Source organism: uncultured Cyclobacterium sp., from assembly GCF_963976465.1.
Lineage (GTDB): Bacteria > Bacteroidota > Bacteroidia > Cytophagales > Cyclobacteriaceae > Cyclobacterium.
On sequence record NZ_CAXBOC010000212.1, the window covers coordinates 1 to 8,590 of the forward strand.

Annotated in this window: 6 protein-coding genes; all 6 read right to left on the reverse strand. The window is 39.8% G+C overall.

The features are described from left to right. Window positions 1–169 precede the first annotated feature (169 nt). Entirely contained in the window at window positions 170–859 is a 690-nt protein-coding gene (locus AAC037_RS12915; protein WP_339903382.1) for a hypothetical protein, read from the reverse strand. A gap of 10 nt (window positions 860–869) precedes the next feature. Further along, on the reverse strand, window positions 870–1,199 hold the full coding sequence (locus AAC037_RS12920) for a DUF6686 family protein (protein ID WP_339903383.1): 330 nt from the start codon (window positions 1,197–1,199) through the stop codon (window positions 870–872). A gap of 272 nt (window positions 1,200–1,471) precedes the next feature. Further along, on the reverse strand, window positions 1,472–2,704 hold the full coding sequence (locus tag AAC037_RS12925; protein ID WP_339903384.1) for a DUF4374 domain-containing protein: 1,233 nt from the start codon (window positions 2,702–2,704) through the stop codon (window positions 1,472–1,474). Between the two features lie 13 nt (window positions 2,705–2,717). Further along, complete coding sequence (locus tag AAC037_RS12930) at window positions 2,718–5,090, reverse strand: TonB-dependent receptor (RefSeq protein WP_339903385.1); 2,373 nt, start codon at window positions 5,088–5,090, stop codon at window positions 2,718–2,720. 359 nt (window positions 5,091–5,449) lie between these two features. After that, window positions 5,450–6,622, reverse strand: a complete 1,173-nt coding sequence (locus AAC037_RS12935) for a PepSY-associated TM helix domain-containing protein (RefSeq protein WP_339903386.1) — start codon at window positions 6,620–6,622, stop codon at window positions 5,450–5,452. Then, on the reverse strand, window positions 6,622–8,590 hold a 1,969-nt coding region (locus tag AAC037_RS12940), incomplete at its 5' end, for a TonB-dependent siderophore receptor (protein WP_339903387.1). The genes AAC037_RS12935 and AAC037_RS12940, both read right to left, overlap by 1 nt.

Genomic DNA, 8,590 nt, shown 5'->3' on the forward strand with positions numbered 1-8,590 from the left:
GGTTAACAAGACTAAATCACGTGACCACTTGTCACATGTGAAAAAAAGGAACACCAGAACCACCACGAAGCAATAATGGTGGTACCGGTGCAAAAAATTAGTTTTAAAAATATAGGATCTTAGCTCAAAAGTCACATAAAAAAATACCCACTTTCCTTATTGGAAAACCTTACCTCTCAACCACCTGAGTTGCACATCTCCAAATTGCTTTAAGCCCCGAAGGATGATCTTTTTTAAATTTTTCGGTCTTTGTAACTTCAGCAAAGAATTTACCTGATCCATTTATTTCTGCCTTGGCTTTTCCTTTTTTTCCTGTAGTAAAGTCTAAACTGTTATTGTCAGGCCCCAATATATTGATGGTAGCATCTGGAAGAGGCTCTCCTTTATAGGACACATTAAACCTAGAAGATTTAGGATTTCTACTAAGCATTAGCTCCGTTTGTTCAGTAAGGTCGGCTTTGCCTTTTCCCACCCAAACTTGAGCAGATGCATTGAATTGATAGGCGGTGGTTCCTTTAAGCACTTTTGCGGTATGGCTGATCTGCAGTTGATATTCACCTTTTTCTTCTGCTACAAAGTTTCCTTCAAAATGGTCTTTTCGAGCTACTTTGTCTAATTTAATTCGCTTACCGGAAGGACTGATTAACCAAATTTCAAAATCCTCCACATCAGAATACCAATCTGCTACATCTTCGATGGCATTTTCATGATAGTCTGCATAATAAACCTTAAAGGCATGTGTTTTTCCCAACGCTGTAGTGGCAGATGTATGGATCCACAATGCATGTGCATGAAGGCTGCTAGCCAGCAGTCCAAACAACAAACTCAAAACCAATGATTTTATAGATGTATTTTTCATGTTTAATTTATTATAGCTTTCGAATCATTTCTATCAATTCAAGTTGTTCATTGGCTTCTATCGCACAAGCCCTCAAATGGTAGAACTCTTCTTCTGAAAATGAAAATTGAATGTCTTGATGGTAAGTTTCAATAATTACCCTATCGATACCGTCCATGCAGCGAAATTTGTAATAGTCAAAATCGATCTGTTTCAAATACCTTATAAATGCAGCAAAATTTACCTCATCAAAGCCTATCATAACTTGATGATACATTAATCCCATCCTATCACAGTCCACACATTTGGTGAATATGAAATCCCGGTTTTGATAGATTACTTCCGTTTTACATGTTGACATACTAAAGTTATTTAGCGATTGAATATTGTTCTATTTCTATACTCGTAAAATTTTCCATAGCGTAGCCAACCAATTCTTTGGTAGTAATTAGGCTATTGCTTAAATAGATAACCCCAATAATTACCAGTGAACTCAACCTACGAATTCCGCTTTTTTCCTTTAGTTTGGGTTCAATTGATAAAATTATTGCACCTTTTTTAATTTGGGCCTGGGTTAGTTTGCCGCATCTGCCGGCCGAGACAATTGGACAATCCACCCAGGACTTAATACTTTTACTCCATCGGCTCTAAATGGCTAATGGCGGTGATTCTCCCTCCTTCAACCTTCAATCCTTGAGTAGCTGTAGCAGCTATGGCGTCAAATTCATAAACCCAGCTGCCCGTTTCAGTAGTAATTCCGATATATGCCTTTCCATTTTGAGTGGAGTAATTATTGGTGGTTACTCCAACTATCTCATCTTCTGTCGGAGCACCCGAAACCCAAGTAAACGTCTTGTTGTAAACATCTGCGATTCCAAAGCGATTTCCGGTAGAATATGCTCCTTTTTCCTCCCTCATGATCACTATAAATTTCCCATTTCCTGCATAGGTTTTCGCTGTGATATAATAGTCATCTGCCAATTCTTCCACATTGAAAAAGTAAGATTCATCAAAGGCCAGTTCATCTTTTTTAATCCTAGTAATTGCAGAGGGCAAAGTGCTGGTCATTTCCCCATTGGAAGTAGCTATGGAGCTGGAATAAGCATAAGCATCTCCTTGTTCATCAACCTCCAAACCGGAAAGAAAATAGCGTCCGATAAAACTGGTTCTGTTGTCTTTAATTACAGTGTTTAATTCCATGCTGGGATAATCGAAAACTGCAATATAAGCGCTGTCGGGGTAGGAGGTACCGAATGTATCGTTGCAACAGGCTTTGATGCTAAAATATGGAGCAAATAATTTGTCCCCCACTTGTGTAACCCAGGAAAAGAAAGCCCTTTCTCCATTGTTAGCTATTTCTTCTTGGTTCCACTGTCCGTCGTCAACTATTTGGAGTTGCTCGGTGTCCAATCTGTACCAAGAAGCCATCGGTTCATTTCCTCTTGAAATTTTTACCATGACAATATCGTCATCCATAGGTCCAAAAGCTTGTACCGTTTCTGATTGAAAATCGGATTTTTTTACCAGGCTTCCATTTGCATCAAGCTCATAGGTGGTCACCGCTCCGGGATTTCCTTGCCCATAAAGCATACTAAAGAACTTGTTATTGTGTGTAACATAATACCGGTAGGTTCCGTCCTGCTCCACACCATTACCTAGTGTACTAACCGTTCCTTCGGTCAGGCTTTCTGCAGTCAACAAATAATCTGCAACTCCATCTGAAGCCAAAGGTGTAGAGGCAATAATATAACGACTTTCTGCGGCAACAACGGGAGGTTCCTCTACCGTAGGAGTGGTTTCACAACTGATTAAGCTTATGACCATTGCGACCATACTTGCTAATAAATAATTACGGTTGGTTTTCATATTTTAATAAGAATTAGTAAATAAAATATCTGATTTTTCCGGAGAAACTTCTCCCGGGTTTTTGTAAGCTGAAATTATCGTATAATACACGGTCAAATAGGTTTCTGCATTCAGCAATAAGCTGAAATTTGCCTTTGGCTCCGGTGGTATAGGTGGCGCTTAAATCATGAGAGAGCTGCATGGGAACATCAAACTTCTCAGCGCCTAAGCTTGGCCAATACAGGTAAAAAGCATGTACATAAAGCAAATTATATCCTAAAGCCAAGTCTTTTCCTCGGCCAAATGCATTGGATAGAAGAACATTGATATCCGCATTTCCAAAGAGGTAGGGCATATTAGGGACACGGTCTCTGTACACCAAGCTTGGCACTGTTTGTCCCTCCTCATATTTTGTATTGTTTCTTAGATTTTGATAGGTAATATTGGTACCTGCATTGATCATGTTCTTATAGCTGTACCGTATTTCTCCCTCAAATCCCAGGTTGGTCACATTGTAAAGGTTATCCATTACCTGCATGCTTTGGTTATTGTTTAGCCTTGGGCGAATAAAGTCTTTGGCATCTCTATAAAACCCATTGGCAGAAAAATCCAGTCTATGGTCTGCATGCAACTGCTTCCAAATGCTTAATCCTAAATTATAATTGTAGCTGTTCTCAGGTTTTAGGTCTAAGTTTCCCTGAAGGTTTACCATGTCCCCAAACAACTCCTCAGGTTCCGGTAAGCGGTAGCTTTTTTCAAAAGAGGCTTTCAATTGAAAATTACCTGTTAGGAAATATGAGCCGGTTACGCCATAACCCGGGTAGGTAAATGTTTCCTTGTTGTTTCGGTAGGCCACATCCCCATAATTTCCCGAAGGATTATAAGCCATAGCAAAATAATTGCTTTGATTGTATATTTTAGAGAAAGCAGAAATACTACCCTTTTCTTCCCAATTAAGCTGATAGCTTATACCTGTGATGTTTTTAGATGTCTTCCTGGGTTGCTCATAGATTTCTCTTTCAGGATACAGTTCATCACTGCCTGTCCGGTTAAAACTGTTGAATACATGGCTTACAGCAATGGTATGAATGTCTTTAAATTGGTAATGCGTGTTAGCAGTAAAAACGGCATTATTGTTTTTAAACTTGTACATGGAATAGGAGCGCTCTCCTCCTTCCGTCTCGTATTCTTTATATTGCTGAAACCAATTGTAGCGCCTATTGACGGTATCTATGTTTTGCTCTGTTCCAAAATTATAGTTAGCATTAATATTTAAATCCAAACCTTGGGTAAACAAATCTTGCTTATTGTATTTGAGGGTTGGCATAAGGATGGTTCCTTTTCTATGCCAATCCCCAAAAACTGATACTAACCTGGCCCCGGTTTGAATTTCAGCATAATTCTTCCCTGCAGTTAATCCCAGCATCAACTTGTCTGCATAGGGTTTGCCTTGTACTCCCAATTGGGTAATCACAGTTTCATTGTGGTAATTGTCATGAAACCTCCTCACCCGTTGGTTAGGATAGTATTTCCCGGTCTCAATATCCGCTACGTCCACATTCACCCAATAATTGTTGTCGGAGTAATTTTGAAAGGCATTGACCTGTAGCGTAAAACCTGATTTGCCTACATAAGCAGTATTGATAACCGTACGGTGGGTATTGAATGAGCCGAAAGAATAGGAGGCGTCTACGTAGTTTTTCCTAACTTTTTTGGTTACAATATTTACAGCTCCCCCCAAAGCATCTGCCCCTAACCCTATGGGAACTACACCCTTATATACTTCTATTCGTTCTGCTAGATTGATTGGAATATTATTCAGTTGAAAGGAAGAGCCGAAATCATCCATGGGAATCCCATCAATAAAAAACTTCACTTGTTTTCCTGAAAATCCATTTAAGGAAAAATTCATCCTAGAGCCTACTCCTCCACTTTCTCTAACCCTAACTCCTGAAACCCTGTCCAAGGCATGACCCAAGTCCAAATTGGTGTGGTGAAGCTTCCTTGCATCCACTACCTCTACATTAAATGCCTTTTCCCTGATTTCGCTAAGTTCTGACTTACCTAGTAGGGTAAACTCCTGAAGATCTGTGGCAGCTTCAGTTAATTGAATGGTAAGGTTCTTGTTGCTTTGATCCTTTGAAATTACTTCTTTCTTGGGTTCATAACCCAAGAAAGAAAAAGTCAAGGTATAGTCCTTGTTGGGAGGCAATTGTAGGCGGAACCTTCCGTCAGCTTCCGTAACGAGCCCTTTTTTTAGTTCCAAAACCTGAACCAAAACGCCCGGAATAGGCTGACCTTCTTGGTCCGTTACAGTGCCTTTTATTTGTCCCGATTCTTGAGAATAACCAAACCGTGTTAGAAAAAGGCATAAAAATATTAGTGACAATATTTTATTATATTGCATTGCTTTTTAATTGGAGAATTAGGAAGTAGTTTACCTGAAACCTTGCAGTTGCCGCTGCAAGGTTTCTTTTTATTCACTATTGTTATTTAGATTAATTTTAAATTAAGACAAATCTAAGGCTAGGCAGCTAAGAAATCAAATGATTTGAAGATTAATTTCGATTTTTTTTTAACAAAAATTAAACGATAAAAATATCCTCGTTCTTGGCTTCAATTCTGTACAGCAAAGCATATATTAATTCCTTTATTGACTGCCAGTTGTATAGGGCCCACCACAAAATAAACCCGCCTATATTAGGGAAATTGGCTACCTATTCTATTGAATATTAAGCACCTGAAGGATAGGGGAGTTGTAAAGCATCAAGCTTTTGGTTGAAGTTCAGCGACTTGGGGTGGCGCTACATTGTCTTTCTTATTCACCCCTTTATTTTTCTTTTTTCTTCCCCACCAAATCAAGAAACCGGTAATAGGTAATGAGGCAATAATTGCACTTAGAAAAAAGGCTAAAATTTTGCCGGGAAGACCGGCAATAGCACCTACATGAAGGTCGTAATTTATGCGCATTACCTTATCCCCAAGGGAAGCCTCATCAAATCGGTTATATATATGATCTACCGGTAATTCTTCCAGTGTATTTTGGTCAAAATAGCGGTAATCCATTTTCCAATAAGTAGATGCATCCGGATTTGCATTGGCAGCTATGGCAGCGTGTTCAAATTCAGGAGGGTGAACTTCTATCCATTCAGCCTTGGGGTACATTTCCCGCATTTTCATCCACACCGCATCCAATGGCGGAACATTTTCCTGATACGTGACCGTTGAGTCTGAAAGTGGCGTATAGTATTCCACATAATCTTCCCCTCCGGAACTTACAAAAAACACTGCATCACGAAACCAAACAAAACCCCAGACCAGCCCGGTAATCGCAAATATGGCGGCAAAGGCCATTACGTAAAATCCCAGCACTTGGTGCAAGTCATAGTTTTTTCTTCTCCATCTTGCCTTCCATTTTATTTTTAGGCTTTTGCTTAAATTCTTCTTTTTCTTTGGCCACCATAATATAAGGCCTGAAATAAGCATAATAAGAAATACCAGGGTAAAAGAGGCTACAAGTGGTTGACCAATTTCAGGTGGCAACCAAAGATAAAAATGGCCATCCAATACAATTCTAAAAAAATCAGCATAAACATCTTTTATTTTCAAGACTTCCCCTGAATACGGATTTACATACACGAAGTAGTAATAATTTTCTTCATAACTATAGTATATGGCTTGAGCGGCCCGGTCAGGGCTAGGATACAGCACCGCATGTAGATGTTTGCCAGGAAAGGCCAAATCTGCCTTTTCCCAGATTGTGGTGGGGGGGAGGACTGGAGTTTTTTGCGGCTGCACAAACCGGTAGGCCTGCGTCATGTCTTGAATTTCTTCCTGAAATGCGTAGATACAACCTGTGACAGCCACTATAAACACCACAAGCCCGGAACTAAGTCCGAGCCAGAGGTGTATTTTTCCTACAATTTTTTTAAGCTTCATTAAAACCTATAGTTTAAACTCAAGGAAACATTTCTTGGGTTTTGAGGAGTGACCGTAGACCACCCTGTATAATATTTTTGATCAGTAAGGTTATTTACTTTTAAGGCTACGAAATATTGGGAGCCGGTATAATTTATAGATGCATTAAAAACTTGGTAAGCAGGCAAAGCAAAAGAACCTATATTAGCCCTATTAATGGTCAAGTATTCACTGGCAGCATTGCCACCAAAGCCAAGACCAAAGCCTTTCAAATCGCCGAACTGAAAAGAATAACTTGCCCAAAAGTTAATCAGTTGATCCGGACCGGCTTCCTCAGGTCTTAACCCCAAATACCCACTTTCCTCATAATCTTGCGTTACCTCTGCATGGTTTTTGCTATAACCTGCCACAAGATCAAGGCCTTCCACAGGACTTGCAATTACACTCAATTCAACACCTTGACTCTTTACTTGGCCACCTTGAATAGAGTTATTGACATTATTAGGGTCTGTCATTAATCGATTTTTCACATCGATATGGTAATAACTGGCCGTTGCAGCCACCTTGTCTTTGTAGAGCTTGGTTTTTACGCCAAATTCGATTTGGTTGGCATTTTCCGGAGAAAAGGCTTTTAGCCTTTGATTACTACCATCAGCATCTGCTACTGACCTTGGTGCTACATTGACAAAGCCATTCATATAGTTTGCAAAAACAGAGACTTTGTCTTGTAGAGGTTTGTAAACGATTCCAAATTTAGGAGAAAGGGCAGTTTGGGATTCGGCCCCTTCCGCTGACCAGTTCCCCGTTTCACTTTTGAAATTGTCCACGCGAATACTCGCCATTACCGAAAGAGAGGGGTGAAGCTCAGCTACGTCTGAAATGTAGGCACTCATGATTCTGGTATTTCCTGTGCTATTTCCTTCAAAGGAATTTTTTAACAAATCATCCACTCCTGCCTGAGTCAAAACTCCTGTATCATTTCCATCTGAAAGCGTAACCGCACCATTACCAACCCAACCCGTGCTTCCATTGATCAATGAAGAATGATAATAATCCAATCCGATAACCAGGTTATTCTGAACTGATCCTATATTAAGGTTACCAATAAAGTTTTGCTGAATGTCCGTAGTCAAGGTTTGACCATTCCGGTCTGAAATATATCTGGTAAAGCTGTCACCATCACTATTGTCAAACAAATAATGATAATAACCGTCAGTTTTTGTGGAACTTCGAGAAACGACAGTCTGGGAGGTCCAGTCATTGGTCATTTTATAAAGAGCCTGAGCTTGCAAACCATAGGAAGTATTGTTCATTCCTAATTCATTACCTGTAAAGGATCGATCATAGTTTTTATCAAACAGGTCTATCCCTGAAAAGGTAATCGGGTTAGACCTGTTTAAAAACAGCATTGGCGCATTTACAGATTTGGATTTTAAAAATTCAGTGTTAATTAAAAAGGAAAGTTTTTCAGAAGCTTTAAATTTAAAGGAAGGGGCAAAGAAAAAAGATTCTCCTCCACCGGCATCCTGAAAGGTATTGCTATTTTGATATGCCATATTGACCCGAACGGTAGACAAATTATTAAGGGGGGTATTTACATCGGCCGTAAGCCTATTTAAACCATAACTACCGGTAACCCATCCTAATTCTCCCTTAAAACCGTTCATGGGACGCTTGGTTGTAATATTAATTAACCCTCCATAAGAAATCCCCGAACTGCCAAATAAGGTACCCGACGGCCCTTTAATAACATCTACTCGTTCTATATTAGCAGGATCAAGACCTCCGTTATTGAGACTTGGCATGCCATTGACCATGGTCGGTTGCACAGAAAATCCTCGCATGGAATAATATTCCGCTCCATCACCTCCCCGCCCGGTTGATTGCCAAAGTCGGGACACTCCGGTAGCATTTTTAAGGGCATCATTCATATTGGTAACTACTTGTTCTTTCAACAGACGTGAAGATATGGAATTGTAAACCTGGGGG

Excerpts from the sequence above, each read along its gene's own strand:
- AAC037_RS12915 (WP_339903382.1), bottom strand. The coding sequence starts at position 859 with ATGAAAAATACATCTATAAAATCATTGGTTTTGAGTTTGTTGTTTGGA.
- AAC037_RS12935 (WP_339903386.1), bottom strand. The coding sequence starts at position 6,622 with ATGAAGCTTAAAAAAATTGTAGGAAAAATACACCTCTGGCTCGGACTT.
- AAC037_RS12930 (WP_339903385.1), bottom strand. The coding sequence starts at position 5,090 with ATGCAATATAATAAAATATTGTCACTAATATTTTTATGCCTTTTTCTA.
- AAC037_RS12920 (WP_339903383.1), bottom strand. The coding sequence starts at position 1,199 with ATGTCAACATGTAAAACGGAAGTAATCTATCAAAACCGGGATTTCATA.
- AAC037_RS12925 (WP_339903384.1), bottom strand. The coding sequence starts at position 2,704 with ATGAAAACCAACCGTAATTATTTATTAGCAAGTATGGTCGCAATGGTC.